At 67.1% G+C, this 12,947-nt stretch carries 14 protein-coding genes and 1 pseudogene; 12 read left to right on the top strand and 3 right to left on the bottom strand.

Annotated features, from left to right (window positions below):
* Together RS901_RS12330 and RS901_RS12335 are read right to left on the bottom strand one after the other, a co-directional pair.
* On the bottom strand, window positions 1-1,155 hold the full coding sequence (locus tag RS901_RS12330) for a UxaA family hydrolase (protein ID WP_316149040.1): 1,155 nt from the start codon (window positions 1,153-1,155) through the stop codon (window positions 1-3).
* A 5-nt stretch (window positions 1,156-1,160) separates the two neighbouring features.
* Window positions 1,161-1,451, bottom strand: a complete 291-nt coding sequence (locus tag RS901_RS12335; protein ID WP_316149041.1) for a UxaA family hydrolase — start codon at window positions 1,449-1,451, stop codon at window positions 1,161-1,163.
* Window positions 1,452-1,668: 217 nt separating this feature from the next.
* Here RS901_RS12335 and RS901_RS12340 point away from each other — a divergent pair, with 217 nt between their 5' ends.
* The 11 genes from RS901_RS12340 to RS901_RS12390 all read left to right on the top strand — a co-directional run bounded on the left by RS901_RS12340 (window position 1,669) and on the right by RS901_RS12390 (window position 10,250).
* Window positions 1,669-2,130 carry a hypothetical protein gene (locus RS901_RS12340; protein WP_316149042.1) on the top strand — a complete coding sequence of 154 codons (462 nt, stop codon included), beginning with the start codon at window positions 1,669-1,671 and terminating at the stop codon, window positions 2,128-2,130.
* Window positions 2,120-2,485: a hypothetical protein gene (locus RS901_RS12345; RefSeq protein WP_316149043.1), complete on the top strand. Its 366-nt coding sequence runs from the start codon at window positions 2,120-2,122 to the stop codon at window positions 2,483-2,485. Before RS901_RS12340 ends, RS901_RS12345 begins: the two co-directional genes overlap by 11 nt.
* A gap of 52 nt (window positions 2,486-2,537) precedes the next feature.
* Complete coding sequence (locus RS901_RS12350; RefSeq protein WP_316149044.1) at window positions 2,538-3,509, top strand: zinc-binding dehydrogenase; 972 nt, start codon at window positions 2,538-2,540, stop codon at window positions 3,507-3,509.
* Window positions 3,510-3,542: 33 nt separating this feature from the next.
* Window positions 3,543-4,337: a TauD/TfdA family dioxygenase gene (locus RS901_RS12355; RefSeq protein ID WP_316153489.1), complete on the top strand. Its 795-nt coding sequence runs from the start codon at window positions 3,543-3,545 to the stop codon at window positions 4,335-4,337.
* Window positions 4,338-4,454: 117 nt separating this feature from the next.
* On the top strand, window positions 4,455-5,573 hold the full coding sequence (locus tag RS901_RS12360) for a Re/Si-specific NAD(P)(+) transhydrogenase subunit alpha (RefSeq protein ID WP_316149045.1): 1,119 nt from the start codon (window positions 4,455-4,457) through the stop codon (window positions 5,571-5,573).
* Window positions 5,574-5,595: 22 nt separating this feature from the next.
* A complete protein-coding gene (locus RS901_RS12365; protein WP_013956254.1) occupies window positions 5,596-5,946 on the top strand; it encodes an NAD(P) transhydrogenase subunit alpha in 351 nt (116 codons plus the stop codon).
* A complete protein-coding gene (locus RS901_RS12370) occupies window positions 5,943-7,412 on the top strand; it encodes an NAD(P)(+) transhydrogenase (Re/Si-specific) subunit beta (RefSeq protein ID WP_316149046.1) in 1,470 nt (489 codons plus the stop codon). Before RS901_RS12365 ends, RS901_RS12370 begins: the two co-directional genes overlap by 4 nt.
* 23 nt (window positions 7,413-7,435) lie before the next feature.
* Window positions 7,436-8,224: an SDR family NAD(P)-dependent oxidoreductase gene (locus RS901_RS12375; RefSeq protein WP_316149047.1), complete on the top strand. Its 789-nt coding sequence runs from the start codon at window positions 7,436-7,438 to the stop codon at window positions 8,222-8,224.
* Window positions 8,225-8,253: 29 nt separating this feature from the next.
* The gene (locus RS901_RS12380) at window positions 8,254-9,315 is read left to right on the top strand and encodes a phosphotransferase family protein (protein ID WP_316149048.1); all 1,062 of its coding nucleotides are present in this window, start codon (window positions 8,254-8,256) and stop codon (window positions 9,313-9,315) included.
* Between the two features lie 195 nt (window positions 9,316-9,510).
* Complete coding sequence (locus RS901_RS12385) at window positions 9,511-9,765, top strand: RNA-binding protein (RefSeq protein WP_316149049.1); 255 nt, start codon at window positions 9,511-9,513, stop codon at window positions 9,763-9,765.
* 83 nt (window positions 9,766-9,848) lie between these two features.
* Entirely contained in the window at window positions 9,849-10,250 is a 402-nt protein-coding gene (locus tag RS901_RS12390) for a hypothetical protein (RefSeq protein ID WP_316149050.1), read from the top strand.
* A 46-nt stretch (window positions 10,251-10,296) separates the two neighbouring features.
* On the opposite strand, the gene ppk2 is transcribed toward RS901_RS12390, so the two are convergent.
* Window positions 10,297-11,181 (bottom strand): polyphosphate kinase 2, encoded by an 885-nt coding sequence (ppk2, locus tag RS901_RS12395; RefSeq protein WP_410054109.1) that lies wholly within the window; start codon window positions 11,179-11,181, stop codon window positions 10,297-10,299.
* A gap of 351 nt (window positions 11,182-11,532) precedes the next feature.
* Between ppk2 and RS901_RS12400 the strand changes: the two are divergent.
* A pseudogene (locus RS901_RS12400) lies at window positions 11,533-12,947 on the top strand (DUF3300 domain-containing protein).

The raw sequence follows: 12,947 nt of genomic DNA on the forward strand, positions 1-12,947 counted from the left end.
TCAGAGGCTCAGTGCGAATCGACTGACCGCGGTCTCCCGGATATCGAGCACCTCGCTGGTCAGCCGCGTGCCGGATGCGATGTCCATCGCATAGCCAAACAGCTGCTCGCCGAGGTCGGAGATCTTGTCCCCGTTCTGCAGGACTCCGCTGACATCGAAGTCAATGTTGTCGGCCATGGTGTGCAGGGTATTGACGTTGCCACACACCTTGACGGTCGGTGCCACCATGCTGCCGATCGGGTTGCCCACCCCCGTGCCGAAGAAGGTGAGCTGGCATCCGCCGGCAGCCAGCGCAGTGAGATTTTCCACTGCCGCGGCCGGCGCGTCCATGAAATGCAGCCCCTTCTTCTGCGGTGCCTCGCCATAGCGCAGCACGCCCACCAGCGGGCTGGTGCCGGCCTTGGCCATCGCGCCCAGCGCCTTTTCCTCGACCGTGGTCAGGCCGCCGCGCTTGTTGTCAGGCGATGGCTGGTCCTCGCGCATGTCGACGCCGCGCGAGATCGCCAGGTTTTCCATATTGCGCACCGCCGTGACAAAGGCCTCGCGCACCCGGCCATCGGCCGCGCGCTCGGCGAACAGGTGCTCGGCGCCGATGAACTCCGAGGTCTCGGAAATGATCACGGTGCCGCCCCCGGCGATCACCATGTCCGCCATGCGGCCGATCACCGGATTGCAGCTCAGTCCGGAAGTGGTGTCAGAACCGCCGCACTCGACGCCGATCACCAGCGACGACACCGGGCACGGCACGCGGCGCGCCTTCGACGCCGCCAGCGAGAGCCGGCTGGCCTTGCGCGTGCCTTCGGCAATGCATGCGACCGTGCCGTCGGGCTGCAGGTGCACGCATTCGACCGGCTTGCCGGTGCTGCGGATGCGGCGTGCGACCTCTTCCGTCGACGAGTCTTCCAGGCCCACCAGCAGCACCGCGGCGATATTCGGATTGCGGCCAAGGCCGGCCAGCGACTCGAACGCGAAATCCAGGTCGGCGCCGAACTGTCCGCGCACGAACAGCGTCGTGACCGGGATGCAGCCGCCCACCGTGCGGGCAATGGTGCGGGTGACCGGATTGCAGTTGTCCATCACGGAAACCACCGCGACCCAGTTGCGCACACCGACCGCGCCGTTCTCGCGCGGGTATCCGAGGAAGGTTGTTGTCATCTGCATTACCCCTTTTGCAGGTCGCCGCGGGCACGCGCCGACTCGATGTTGTGAACGTGCATGTGTTCGCCGGCGCGCACCGCGCGGCTGGCGCGGCCGATGACCTGGCCGTACTTCACGATGGTCTCTCCCTCGACCGTGTCGGCGATGCAGATCTTGTGGCCGAACGGCACGTCTTGCAGCAGCACCAGCTTGCCGTGTTGCTCGCCTTCCAGCGCGCAGGCGTCGCCGGCCTGGCCGGCGTCCAGCAGGGTGGCCACATTGTCGGCCGGGTTCAGTACGATGGCTCGTGGCATTGATAAACTCCTGTATAGGTGTTGAGATCAAATGTAGGGAGCAGGCTGCCATACGGTCAAGAAAAAATAGAAGGACTCAGAGAAAACCACTACTCCAACAGTGAAAGTCCTATATAGAAGTTTATTGACATCGATCCGGCCGCTGTCTATCGTCATGACAACGGCGATGTTGTCTGCGCCGGAGCATCGACGCAGTGAATCAACGGAGAAGGCCGACATGAACGTCATGTCACACAAGGAGAAGATCGCGAAGCTGCAGGCCCTGCGCGCACGCCTGGATCCGCTGGAGGATTTCGGCCTGTGGTTCTGGGCAGGCATGACCGCCGGCACCCATGCCGTCAATGCAGCACTGCATCAGGCGCGCATCACGCTTGACGACGACAGGTTCCCGACGCAACCCGGCGTCTACCTGGTGCCGCAGCCAGATGGCAGCCTGAAGCCGGCGTTCCGGCCGCTGGGCGACGTGCTGCATGTCGGCCGCCCGAAAGTGGAGGGGCCGGTGCCTGCCGATATCGCCGAGATGATGGAAGCGATGGAGCACATCGAGCACTACCGCGATCCTTGCCTGCGCGAGGGGCTGGCGCCCACTGCCGGGATTGCCGCGGGTTGCGACGCCGCGCTGCGCCGCTGCCTGGACTTGCTGGAAGCGCGCCTGGAGGGAGGCCGCCATGAACATTGAACAGCACATGGCGATGGCGCGCAGTCTCGAGGCGTCGCTGCAGAAGTGCTCCAGCGCCGACTATGAGATGACCATCGAAGGCGCGATGCTGGCGGGAACGCACTGGCTGAACGCGCTGCTGCACAAGCTGGGCGCGACATCGCCGCAGGCGGATGTGTTCCACACCTACCTGCTGACGGTCAATGAATTCCGGCGGCTGGCGGTGGCGGCGGAGAGGCCGCTGCAGGCCCTGGCCGCCATCGAGGATACGCGGGCGCCATTTGTACGCGGCAACCATCCGGGTGGCGAAGCTGCCGCCGAACGGGCGCTGGAACTGCTTTCGCTGATCCGCGCGACGGCGCTGGGCGGCGCATAGCAAGTCAAGACACAGCAAGAGACACGTCGAGAGACAGGGAAAGGAGACAACAGTGAAGGCAGTCCGTGTAGTACCGGGCCCCGAGGGCGGCAAGGTCGAAGTGCAGGATATCCCCGTGCCGGTGGCGGCGGCGGGGCAGGTACTGGTGAGGGTGCGCGCTGCCGGCCTCAACCGTGGCGAAATCAACCAGGCGAAGGAGCTGCGCTCGGGCAACACGATTACCACCGGCGTCGAATTTGCCGGCGAGATCGCGGAAGTCGGCGAAGGCGTCAGCGGTTGGCGCAAGGGCGACCGCGTGATGGGCCATGGCCGCGGCTGCCAGGCGGAGTACGTGGTGGCCGACCCGTTGGCACTGATCCCGGTGCCGGACGGCTTGTCGTGGATCGATGCCGCGGCGTTCCCCAACGTCTTTATCACCGCGCATGACGCACTGGTCACCAACGGCCGCCTGGTGGCGGGCGAGTCGGTGCTGGTCAACGGCGCCTCGGGCGGCGTGGCGATGGCGGCGATCCAGATCGCCTCGCTGATGGGCGCCCGGCCCGTGATCGCGTCCTCGCGCTCGGCGGCCAAGCTGGACAAGATCAGCCAGTTCGGCGTGGATGTCGGCATCGACGCCTCGCAGGACGACCAGGTCGAGGTGGTCTTGCAGGCCACCGGCAACAAGGGCGTCGACATCATCATCGATACCGTCGGCGGTCCGGTGTTCGAGGCCAATATGAAAAGCCTGGCGGTCAAGGGCCGCCTGGTGAACATCGCGCGGCTGGGCTCGGCGACCGCCCAGATCGACCTGGCGCAGCTCTGGCTCAAGCGCCTGCAACTGATCGGCGTGACCTTCCGCACCCGCACCGAACAGGAGCGGCTGGAGTGCATCCAGGCCTGCGCGCGCGACATGCTGCCGTTCTTGCGCGCGGGCCGCGTGCGCCTGCCGATCGACCGGACCTTTGCCATGACCGACATCGACGCCGCGCATGCGTACATGAAGCAAGACCAGCACGTCGGCAAGATCGTGTTGCTGGTCGACTGATTCGACAGAAAGCGATAGATAAGAGGAGACATGATGACAATCCAGATCAAGCCGCTGACCGGCTCCGTGGCTGCAGCCGTGACCGGTGTCGACCTGAACCAGCCGCTCGACGACGCCAGCTTCGAGATCCTGCACCGGGCGTTCCTGGAGCATGGCGTGCTGGTATTCCGCGGCCAGCAGCTGCAACCGGCCGCGCAGGTCGCGTTCGCCCGGCGCTGGGGCAAGCCGGTGCAGGGCAACCCGCTGCTCAAGGGCCTGACCGAGTTCCCGGAACTGGCCCAGGTCACCAGGATCCCGAAGGAAACCGCCTCGACCGAGGCCTGGCATTCGGACTCGATCTACACCGAGGTGCCGCCGAAGATCTCGATCCTGTCGGCGGTCACCATCCCCATCGGCGGCGACACCATGTGGTGCAACCAGTACGTCTCGTACGACCGCCTGTCGCCGGCGATGCAGCGCATGATCGAAGGGCTGCGGGCCCGCTTCTCGGGGGCGCGGCTGGCCAGGATGACGGGTTCGGACAAGGTGCCGATGGCGGTGCACCCGATCGTGCGCACGCACCCGGAGACCGGGCGCAAGGCGCTCTATGTCGGCCACCCCGACACCGCGCAGTGCATCGAAGGCATGACCGAAGCGGAGAGCCGCCCGCTGCTCGACTTCCTGTATGAGCACTCGGTGTCGCCGGACAACGTCTACCGCCATATGTGGCAGGAGGGCGATGTGGTGATGTGGGACAACCGCTGCACCATGCACTACGCCGTGCAAGACTATGGCAATGCCGACCGCGTGCTGAACCGCGTCACGCTGGAAGGGGAAGTGCCACGCTGAGCTGTACCGCCAAAACCGGCGCCGCGCCTTGCCCGTTGATCCGGCACGCGGCGCCCGGCACACAGGTTGCCCGTCCACCCCCGACGCACGGAATGCACGGGAACAAAGGAGATTGAAATGCAGATAGGGATCCCGACTGAGACGCGGGCGGGGGAGGCGCGCGTTGCTGCAACGCCGGAGACCGTGAAGAAATACGTGGCACAGGGCCACCAGGTCATATTGCAGGCTGGCGCCGGCGTGCGTGCCAGCCAGACAGACAGCGGCTATGAGGCCGCGGGCGCGCGCATCGGCAGCGCCGCCGAGGCGCTGGGCGCCCAGCTGGTGCTGAAGGTGCGCGCACCGGACGAAGCCGAGCTGGCGCAGATGAAGCCGGGCGCCGTGCTGGTCGGCATGCTCAATCCCTTCGACGCCGAGAACAACGCGCGCATGTCCGCCGCGAGCATCACGGCCTTTGCCCTGGAAGCCGCGCCGCGCACCACGCGCGCGCAGAGCATGGACGTGCTGTCGTCGCAGGCCAACATCGCCGGCTACAAGGCCGTGCTGGTGGCAGCGCACCACTACCAGCGCTTCATGCCGATGCTGATGACCGCCGCCGGCACCGTCAAGGCGGCGCGCGTGCTGATTCTTGGCGCGGGCGTCGCCGGCCTGCAGGCCATCGCCACGGCCAAGCGGCTGGGCGCGGTGATCGAGGCCTCCGATGTGCGCCCCGCGGTCAAGGAGCAGATCGAATCGCTCGGCGGCAAGTTCCTCGACGTGCCTTTCCTCACCGACGACGAGCGCGAGATCGCGCAGGGCGTGGGCGGCTATGCGCGCCCGATGCCGCCGGACTGGATGAAGCGCCAGGCCGAACTGGTCCACCAGCGCGCGATCCAGGCCGATATTGTCATCACCACCGCGCTGATCCCCGGGCGCAAGGCGCCGGTGCTGCTGCAGGAAGCGACCGTGCAGCAGATGAAGCCGGGCTCGGTGGTGGTCGACCTGGCCGCCGCGCAGGGCGGCAACTGCCCGCTGACGGTGGCCGACGAAGTGGTCGAACGCCACGGCGTCGTGCTGATCGGACACACCAACCTGGCCAGCATGGTCGCGGCGGACGCCTCGGCGCTGTATGCGCGCAATGTGCTGGACTTCCTCAAGCTGGTCATCGACAAGGACGGCCAGTTCACGCTGAACCTGGAAGACGACATCGTCGCCGCCTGCCTGATGACGCGGCGCGAAGAACTGGCGCTGGCCAGCTGAACCGGCAATCAAGGAGATCTCGATGGAAATAGTTGGCCACACGGTGATCAACCTGATCATCTTTGTACTGGCGATCTACGTGGGCTACCACGTGGTCTGGACGGTCACGCCCGCGCTGCACACGCCGCTGATGGCGGTGACCAATGCGATCTCGGCCATCATCATCGTCGGCGCCATGCTGGCCGCCGGCCTGACCGAGGGCTACGTTGGCCGCGCAATGGGCACGCTGGCGGTGGCGCTGGCGGCGGTGAATGTGTTCGGCGGCTTCCTGGTCACGCAGCGCATGCTGGAGATGTTCAGGAAGAAGGCACCCAAGGCACAGCCCGAAGCCAAGGGGCAGCCTGGCGGCAAACTGGCGGAGGTAGCGCAATGAATGGCCTGTCGATGAATATGGTGACGCTGTCTTACCTGAGCGCGTCGGTGTGCTTTATCCAGGCGCTCAAGGGGCTGTCACACCCGACCACGGCGCGGCGCGGCAATGTCTTCGGCATGGCCGGCATGGTGGTTGCGGCACTCACCACGGTGGCGCTGATCTTCAAGCTGAAGAGCGAGTTGTTGTCCGGTGGGGCGGACCCGTCCGCGCCGGGCACCGGCCTGGCGCTGATCCTGGCCGCGCTGGTGGTGGGCGGCGGCATCGGCGCCTATGTGGCGAAGAGAGTCCAGATGACCAAGATGCCCGAGCTGGTCGCGGCGATGCACTCGCTGATCGGCCTGGCCGCGGTGTTCATCGCGGTGGCGGCAGTGGCCGAGCCCGCTGCCTTCGGCATCACGGCTGCCGGTTTGCATGACATTCCGCTGGGCAACCGCATCGAGCTCTTCATCGGCTGCTTCGTCGGCGCGATTACGTTCTCGGGCTCGGTGATCGCCTTCGGCAAGCTGGCCGGACGCTACAAGTTCCGCCTGTTCCAGGGCGCTCCGGTGGTGTTTGCCGGCCAGCACTGGCTGAACCTGCTGCTGGCGGTGGCGATGGTGGGCTTTGGCATCGCGTTCTTCCTGACGCAGGCGTGGATGCCGTTCCTGGTCATGCTGGCCCTCGCCTTCGTGCTGGGCGTGCTGATCATCATCCCGATCGGCGGCGCCGACATGCCGGTGGTGGTGTCGATGCTGAACTCGTATTCGGGCTGGGCAGCGGCGGGCATCGGCTTCTCGCTGAACAACCCGATGCTGATCATCGCGGGCTCGCTGGTGGGCTCCTCCGGTGCGATCCTGTCGTACATCATGTGCCGGGCGATGAACCGATCGTTCTTCAACGTGATCCTGGGCGGCTTCGGCAGCGACGCCGCGGCCGCGAGCGGCCCGGCAGGGCAGGCCCAGCGCAACGTGAAAGCGGGCTCGGCCGATGACGCCGCCTTCCTGATGGGCAATGCGGAGACGGTCATCATCGTGCCGGGCTACGGCCTTGCGGTCGCGCGCGCCCAACACGCGCTCAAGGAGTTGACCGAAGCGCTCACGGAAAAAGGCGTGACCGTGAAATACGCGATCCACCCCGTCGCGGGCCGCATGCCGGGCCATATGAACGTGCTGCTGGCCGAGGCCGAGGTGCCGTACGACCAGGTCTTCGAGATGGAAGACATCAACAGCGAGTTCGGCCAGGCCGACGTGGTGCTGGTGCTGGGCGCCAACGACGTGGTCAACCCGGCGGCCAAGAACGACCCCAAGTCGCCGATTGCCGGCATGCCGATCCTGGAGGCCTACAAGGCCAAGACCATCATCATCAACAAGCGCTCCATGGCCGCCGGCTACGCCGGGCTGGACAACGAGCTGTTCTACATGGACAAGACCATGATGGTGTTCGGCGACGCCAAGAAGGTGGTCGAGGACATGCTCAAGGGCGCCTGAGCCCAATGCAGCGGAGACAAGCAATGAACCAGCAAGAACGCAACCTCGGCCTGTTTGCCGATCTGGAGGGCAAGGTGGCCCTGGTGACCGGGGCCTTTGGCGGCCTGGGCCTGCATTTTGCGCGGACGCTGGCGCGCGCCGGCTGCAAGGTGGCACTTGCGGGGCGGCGCGTGGCCGAAGGCGAGGCCGTGCTGGCGGACCTGTCCAGGCGGGGCGGGCAAGGCTGCGTCGTTGCGCTCGACGTCAGGGACCCTGCGTCGGTCGGTGCGGCGTTCGAGGCAGCGCGCCAACAGCTCGGCCCGGTCCAGGTGGTCGTCAACAGCGCCGGCATCGCCACCACCGGGCCGGCCATGGAGGTGGAGGAGGACGCCTGGCAAGGCGTGATCGACACCAACCTGAACGGCGCCTGGCGCGTGGCGCAGTGCGCGGCGCGGATGATGCGCGAGGCCGGCAACGGCGGCAGCATCGTCAATATCGCGTCGATCCTCGGCCTGCGCGTGGCGCAGCAGGTTCCCGCCTACACCGCCGCGAAGGCGGGCCTGATCCACCTGACGCGCTCGCTGGCGCTGGAATGGGCGCGGCATGGGATCCGCGTCAACGCGCTGGCGCCGGGCTACTTCGAGACCGACATCAACCGCGGCTTCTTCGAGACCGACAGCGGCCGGGCCATGATCGGGCGCATTCCGCAGCGCCGGCTGGGCCAGCCCAGCCAGCTCGACGGCGCGCTGCTGCTGCTGGCCTCGGATGCGTCCGACTACATGACCGGTACGGTGCTGCCCGTGGACGGCGGCCACGCGGTCAGCTCGCTCTGAGCCCACCCGCAATCGAGGAGAGCGATCCGATGCAACCAGCCCTTGCAGTTTCCGCCGCCACCGGCGGTTCGGGTTTCGACAGCGCTGCGCTGGCAGCGCTGCTGCACGCAGAAGGCCTGATCGACCGGCCCGAACTGACCCTGGAGCGCCTGGCCGGCGGCCAGTCCAATCCGACCTACCGGCTGGCCTGCGATGCACAGCAGTACGTGCTGCGCACCAAGCCGCCGGGGCAGCTGCTGTCGTCCGCCCATGCCATCGACCGCGAGTACCGCGTGATGCACGCGCTGCGCGACAGCGACGTGCCGGTGCCCCCGGTCTACCTGTACAGCGAAGACACCGCGATCCTTGGCACGCCCTTCTACCTGATGGGATTCCTGCAGGGCCGCGTGATCTATGACCAGTCCCTGCCGGACCAGTCCCCGCAACAGCGCGCCGCGATCTACCGCGAGATGAACCGCGTGATCGGCGCCTTGCACCGCGTCGACTACCGCGCCGCCGGCCTGGCGGACTATGGCAGGAGCGGCGGCTACGTGGCGCGCCAGGTCGCGCGCTGGGCCGGCCAGTGCCGCGACACCGGCATGGGCGACAACAAGGCGCTGGCGGCGCTGGCAGAGTGGCTGCCGCAGCACGTCCCGGACGCTGAGCAGACCAGCGTGGTGCATGGCGACTACCGCATGGACAACCTCGTCTTCCATCCCACCGAGCCCCGCGTCATCGGCGTGCTCGACTGGGAGCTGTCCACGCTCGGCCACCCGCTGGCGGACCTGGCCTACCACTGCATGAGCTGGCATATCCCGGCCGACCTGTGGCGCGGCATCGGCGGGCTCGACCTGCAGGTGCTGGGCATTCCGGATGAGGCGGCCTATCTGCGCTGGTACGGCGAAACCAACGGCACGCACGCGCTCGAGCACTGGGACTTCTATCTCGCCTACAACTTCTTCCGGCTGGCGGCGATCATGCACGGCATCGGGCAGCGTGCCAGGAGCGGCAACGCCGCCGCGGCGGATGCCGTGGAGACCGGCAGGAAGGCTGCGCCGCTGGCCGAGCTGGGGTGGCAATTCGCCATGCGCTACCGCGCGGCAGGGCGCTAGCGTCGGCGCACGGCCCGGCGCCAGCCGGATCGAAGCTCCCGCAGGTGACGGAGTCTGCCCTGGGTTCCCTATCGGGAATCAAAGTTTGCCTTCCGATCCGGCCTGGCTTAAAGATAGGAAGGGGAGATGGGCCCATGGATTCATGGCCGCATCGGAACCGGGCTGTCTGGCATCCCGAGCCTTCAGGAGACGTCAATGAGTGTGCTGATGCTTGTGAATATCGATACGGCGACAACCGACGAGGAAATCCAGGAGTTCATCGGTCGCTACGGCTTCCCGGCCTGCGATGAGATCGAACGCGTGCCGGGAGACGGCACCCGCCCGGCGGTGTCGCTGCATTTCAATTCGATCGATGGGGCCGCGCTGCGGCTGCTGCAGCCGCGCATCAACCACCTGTTCTGGAAGCAGCGCAAGGTGGACGCGATGGTTCTGACCGAGCGCTTCGAATAGGCCGCTGCCGCGGCTGGCGGGCATGTGGGACCCGTGCTTCCTCGCTTGCCCGCCTCGGGGCATGCCGTGGCGGAGGAGGCAAGATGAACAGGCGATACAGGATCCTGCACGCGCTGGCATGCAGTGCCGCGATGCTTGCGGGTGCAATGCCGGCGGGGCCGGCCGCTGCCTATTTTGACCACTACCTTGGCGGCACCATCGTCGGCACGCTTACCCAGGACCAGCTCACGGCGTTGACGGATGTCTTCCGCAGGACCCTGGAGCAGGGCGCCGACGGCGCCCGCATGCCGTTCAGGCTGCCACCCGATACGCGGGAGCGGCAGGTCGAAGGTTCCTTCACGCCATTGCAATCCCGGCGCGACCACGGCGACCGCTGCCGGCAACTGCGCAGCGAATTCCGCCGGGCCGGCGAAACCGAAGCCTGGACCGGGTGGTACTGCAAGGAGAAGGACGGCAACTGGAGGTCGCGCAAGCTGCCGAAGTAGGGGCTCCGGGCGGCCGAGGGTCTGTTCCATATGGGGGGGACAGACCCTAGTACCGCTCCTCCACATACCGATACGGATAGTCGGGCTCCCGGTATCCGCCCGCCTTCTGCCTGGCAGGCAGCTTGACTGGCTTGCGTTCGATCGCCTTGTACGGGATCTGTGCCAGCAGGTGCGTGATGATGTTCAGGCGCGCCCGGCGCTTGTCATTGGAATTGGCCACATGCCACGGGGCATAGTCGGTGTCGGATGCGGCAAACATGGCGTCGCGCGCGCGTGAATAGTCGTGCCAGCGGCTGTATGAGCGCAAGTCCATGTCAGTGAGCTTCCAGACCTTGCGGCCGTCGTTGATGCGCCCCAGCAGGCGGCGGGTCTGCTCCTCCGGGCTGACCTCGAGCCAGTACTTGATCAGGATGATGCCGGAATGCACGATGGCGCGTTCGACCAGTGGGACGGCGCGCAGAAACTCGTCGGCCTGCGCTTCGGTGCAGAATCCCATCACGCGTTCGACGCCGGCGCGGTTGTACCAGCTCCGGTCGAAGATGACGATCTCTCCCGCGGCGGGCAGGTGCGGCAGGTAGCGCTGCACGTACATCTGGCTCTTTTCGCGGTCGGTCGGCGCGGGCAGGGCGATCACGCGGAAAATGCGCGGGCTGACGCGTTCCGTGATGGCCTTGATGGTGCCGCCCTTGCCGGCACCGTCGCGCCCTTCGAACACCACGCAGACCTTGCTGCCGCTGGCCTGCACCCATTGCTGCAGCTTGACCAGCTCGACATGAAGGGCGAAGAGCTCCTTCTGGTATGCCTTCTCCGACATGCGCTCGCGCGGCTGCCGGTCCGGCTTTTCGTCGAGGCTGTCGGCCGGGACTGGTTCGCGCGGCGGCTCCGTCTGGCTCCGGTTGTCGTCGTAGCGCTTCCCTTTCCGCTTGGCCATGATCTTCCTCCACTGACGTACCGGTGCCTTGAGGGTCCGGTCATGCACCTTCAAACCGGGGGTACCGCTTGCATGCGCACAGGCGGCTCGTTTCTACGATAGAAGCAAAATCGGGGGAAATCCTCATGCAGATCCATTATCCTGGCGCAACCCTTGCCGGCTGGCCTGCCGGACGGCGACCGGAATTCGGTTGAATTTCAATGTGTTCCGTACTACCTTCGTAGCGCGTATGGAGCAATATCCGCTCCGTATGTCGTCTGGCAATGGCACGCGGCAGGAGAACTTCCTCCGGCCCGGTGCGCTGCCCCAGTACGCCTCGGATGGCTCCGTCACCAGTTGCGAGGAGGGAACATGGCCTTTCTGGTCAGGCGGCTGCTTCAGTCCGGCTGTGCGTGGCTGTTTGTCGCGCTGGCGGCGGCAGCGGGCGGCGCCGCTGCCCAGGACGCACCGAAGCCGCCACCCACCTTCAAGCCCGAGGAGCTTGAGGCGCTGGTCGCGCCGATCGCGCTCTATCCCGATTCCGTGTTGTCGCAGGTGCTGATGGCCTCCACCTATCCGCTTGAGATCGTGCACGCGGCGCGCTGGGTCAAGGCCAACCCCAAGGTCAAGGGCGACGCCGCGGTCAAGGCCGTGGCCGACCAGCCCTGGGATGTCAGCGTGAAGTCGCTGGTGGCCTTCCCGCAGGTGCTTGAGCCGATGAACGACAAGCTCGACTGGACCCAGAAGCTGGGCGATGCCTTCCTGGCCCAGGAGAAAGACGTGCTGGCCGCGGTCCAGCGGCTGCGCAACAAGGCCCAGCAATCCGGCAACCTCAAGACCACTGAACAGCAGAACGTCATTGTCGAGCCCGCGACCACCGCGGCGCCAGGCGTGCAGACCGTGGTGCGCATCGAACCGGCCGACCCGCAGGTCATCTACGTCCCGGCCTACAACCCCACCGTGGTCTACGGTTCCTGGGGTTATCCGTCCTACCCGCCGTACTACTGGCCGCCTTATCCCGCCTACTACCCGGGCGCCGCGCTGGCCACGGGCTTTGCCTGGGGCGTCGGGCTGGCCGCCGCCGGGGCGATCTTCGGCAACTGCAACTGGGGCGGCGGCGACGTGAACGTCAATGTCAACCGGGCCACCAATATCGACCGCAACTTTGACCGCACCAAGGTGCAGAGCGGCGGGCGCTGGCAGCACGACGCCGCTCACCGGCAGGGCGTGGCCTACCGCGACAATGCCACGCGCGAGAAATTCTCCCGGGATGTGCCAGGTGGGGACCGGCGCAATGAGTTCCGGGGTCGCGAGGGCGGTGCCGGCGTGTCCGACCGCGCGGCGCGCGACCGGGCCGGCGGGCAGGACCGGGCGGGTGCCGGAGACCGGGCCGGAGACCGGGCGGGTAATCGGGCGGGAGGCGCCGGAGACCGGGCCGGTGATCGCGCTGGCGAACGGGGCGGTGATCGGGCCGGGGTCTCTGACCGGGCCGGTGTATCGGACCGCGCAGGGGCCGCCGATCGGTCACGGGGCGGCGGTGAACGGGCCACCACCGTAGCCGACCGCGGCGGCGGTGGCGGGCGGGACAACGCATTCCAGGGCGTGGGCGGCGGCGCGGCGTCGCAGCGCGACTTTGATCGCGGACGCTCCAGCATGCAGTCGGCCGGAGGCCGCGCAAGCGGCGGCGTCAGCAGCGGCGTCAGCGGCGGCGGCGGCGGGGGCGTGGCGGCGGCGGCTTCAGCGGCGGCGGGGGCCGTGGCGGCGGCGGACGCGGTGGCAGGCGCTAG

It is taken from the genome of Cupriavidus sp. BIC8F, assembly GCF_032465815.1.
Classification (GTDB): domain Bacteria; phylum Pseudomonadota; class Gammaproteobacteria; order Burkholderiales; family Burkholderiaceae; genus Cupriavidus; species Cupriavidus necator.